This window comes from Tychonema sp. LEGE 07196 (assembly GCF_963890365.1).
Lineage (GTDB): Bacteria > Cyanobacteriota > Cyanobacteriia > Cyanobacteriales > Microcoleaceae > Microcoleus.
In genome coordinates, this window is record NZ_CAWPRX010000016.1 from 1 (window position 1) to 2,867 (window position 2,867).

Here is a 2,867-nt window from a genome sequence, read left to right on the forward strand (position 1 = left end):
ATCTTATACCAATTTCATAAAGTAGCGCTAGACATTACCCCCCCAACCCCCCCGATGCCTTGGGGGGGCTAAGACTTCATCTATACCACATATGAAAGAAAAATGGTATTAGATCCGGTATAGCGGACACGATATTATTCGATTTTTTTAAGGATTGCAGATTTGGGCGATCGCCCTTTCGTCAGGATGGTTAGCAATATAAATGCCCAGCCACTGGCAACTCAGCTTCATTAAACTATCTACATCTAGTTCCAAATTCCAGATTCTTAAAGTAAAATCGTCGCTAGCAGAAACAAGAGTTTTGCCGTCGGGACTAATGTTAACATCGTTAACTCGATCGCGATGTCCGTCAAAAACTTGTAGGAGCACAGCCTCCGAGTTTGTTGTGCCGTCGGCGACATTCCACAGTTTAATTGTGCGATCGAAACTTGCAGATGCTAAAATTTTGCCATCGGGACTGAAACTAATGCTTTTTACCCAAGTTCCATGTCCTTTGATAGTTCTCAATTCTGTGCCTGTTTCTGCATTCCACAATTTAATCGTGCTGTCATCGCAGGCCGATGCTAAAATTTTACCGTCGGGACTAAAACGGATGCTAGTAATTCGGCTGTTATGCGCTCTCTGAATACTTCTTGGGAGAGATTCTAAATTGTTTAAATCCCAGAAAAATATCGCGCGATCGTTCCCCGCAGATGCTAAAGTTTTGCCATCGGGACTGAAGGTGACGCTTCTAACTCTTTGGAGATGTCCTTTGAGAGTTTTAATTTCAGTGCCGCTTTCTCTCTCCCACAATTTAACAGTTCCATCGGTCGCTGATGATGCTAAAATTTTACCGTCGGGACTGAAAACAACGCTGTCAATTCCCCTTTGATGTCCTGAAAGAGTTTTGATTTCTTGTCCAGTTTCTAGGTTCCACAATTTAATAGTTCGATCGCCCGACGCGGATGCTAAAATTTTGCCATCAGGGGCGAAACTAACGCTGGTGACAGCACCTCGATGTCCTAAAAAAGTTTTGATTTCGCTGCCGTTTTGTGCATTCCACAATTTAACAGTACGATCGCCACTACCGGAAGCAATAGTTTTGCCGTCTGGCGAGAAAACCGCACTGAAAACCTGACTGCGGTGGCTTTCTAGAACTTTCGGTTCGATGCCCGCGAGGTTCCAGAGTCGTACCGCGCGATCGGTACCTGCAGTTGCCAAAGTGCGGCCGTCGGGACTGAAACTAAGGCTAGAAACCCTGCCACTGTGTCCTTTGAACGTTTGCGGCTCGATGTTTCCTAACAGCGGTAAATTCCACAATTTGACGGTTCCGTCTTCGCTAGCGGTAGCCAGAGTTGGGCTGTTGCTGCCAGGAGGGCTGAATTGGACGCTCCAGATTTCCTTATTGTGGGCTTGCAGGGTGGTGAGAAGAGTCAGGTTTTCGACATCCCACAGCTTGACTAAACCGTCTTCGCCAGCCGATGCTAGGGTTTTGCCGTCGTCGGAAAAACTGACACTTCTGACAGGCTTGGTATGGCCTTTCAGCGTGGCGATTTCTGTTCCGTCTGCAGCATTCCAGAGTTTGACAGTGCGATCGCTCCCCGAAGATGCGATCGTCAATCCGTCGGGCGAAAAAGAGACATTTGTTGCCCAGCCCCTATGTCCTGTAAAGGTTTTGAGCAAAGTGCCGCCTGCTGGATTCCAGAGTTTGACAGTGCCGTCGGAACCCGAAGATGCGATCGTCAACCCGTCGGGAGAAAAACTGACTCCTCTCACCGCGCCCCTATGACCTGTAAGGGTTTTGAGTTCTGTGCCGTTGGCGAGGTTCCAGATTTTGATCGTAGCATCCTCGCTAGCAGATGCGATCGTCTTGCGATCGGGTGAGAAACTGACAGTCCAAATGTTGTCGCGGTGTCCGGTGAGGGTTCTGAGCAATATCCCGTCAGGGTTCCAGAGTTTGACGGTATCGTCTTCGCTAGCGGATGCGAGGATTTTGCCATCGGGCGAGAAAACGACGTTTTTGACTACTGCTTGGTGTCCGATGAGTCGATCGCGCTCTCGGATGCTGTAAATTGCTTGTTGCAGCGCAGAAATGACTTGCCGTCGCGTATCGAGTTTAGCAGTACCCGACTTTTCCAACTGTTGGAATCTGTGTCCGGTTTTCACAGATGCAATCAGGGCATCAAAAGGGTTTGCAGCCAAAGTAGTTTTTGCAGAAACACTTTCGAGAACTATTTTTGTTTCTGCGAGGGAGCGATTTGCTGTAATTACTTGCAATTGTATGGCGATCGCTGCTGCTAAAGATAGCCCTAAAATAGTCGAGCCGATCGCAATTATCTTTCTCGCTTGTTTTTTAGCTAACATTAACTCTGTTTTAGCTTGATGCTGAGCCAGACTTAAAGTTTCATTAGCTTGTGCCAATATTTGACTTTCCTCAGCTTGCAGTACAAAAGCCAGTTCAACTTCTCGCCTTTCCAAATCCTGAGCTGCTGTTAAAAAGTGATAATCTAGAGGACTTAAGCTTTGATATTTTGCCCATTCCAAAGCTTCTTGCAGTGCCTGACCCCGCAGCAACCGCGAATTATCCTCAAAATTGGCAGCATTCCAAGCATTAAAATTTTCCGCATAGGGGCGCAACTTAGCTAACTGTTTTTCTACCCATTCCAGATTGAAAATTTCCGCGTAAATTCGGTTATAAATTTTTAATTTGCCTTGATGCAGAACCACCAAACCTGAGAGGCGCAATTCGGTTTGTTCGCGACTCCCATCGGTAAGAACCCCCCCCAGCCCCCCCTTGGTAAGGGGAGGAGCAAGAGCAGAATTTAGCTCACCCATCCCTAGGGAAGATAGAGCGGTATTTAGCCCCCCCTTGGTAAGGGGGGGAGCAA

The 2,867-nt window shown here is 47.4% G+C and carries 1 protein-coding gene; it reads right to left on the reverse strand.

Features of this window, described 5'->3' with window-relative positions; all coding sequences use genetic code 11:
- Window positions 1-147: 147 nt before the first annotated feature.
- Window positions 148-2,867: WD40 repeat domain-containing protein (locus AACV78_RS02170; protein ID WP_228042734.1), on the reverse strand; the 2,720-nt coding region annotated here is incomplete at its 5' end.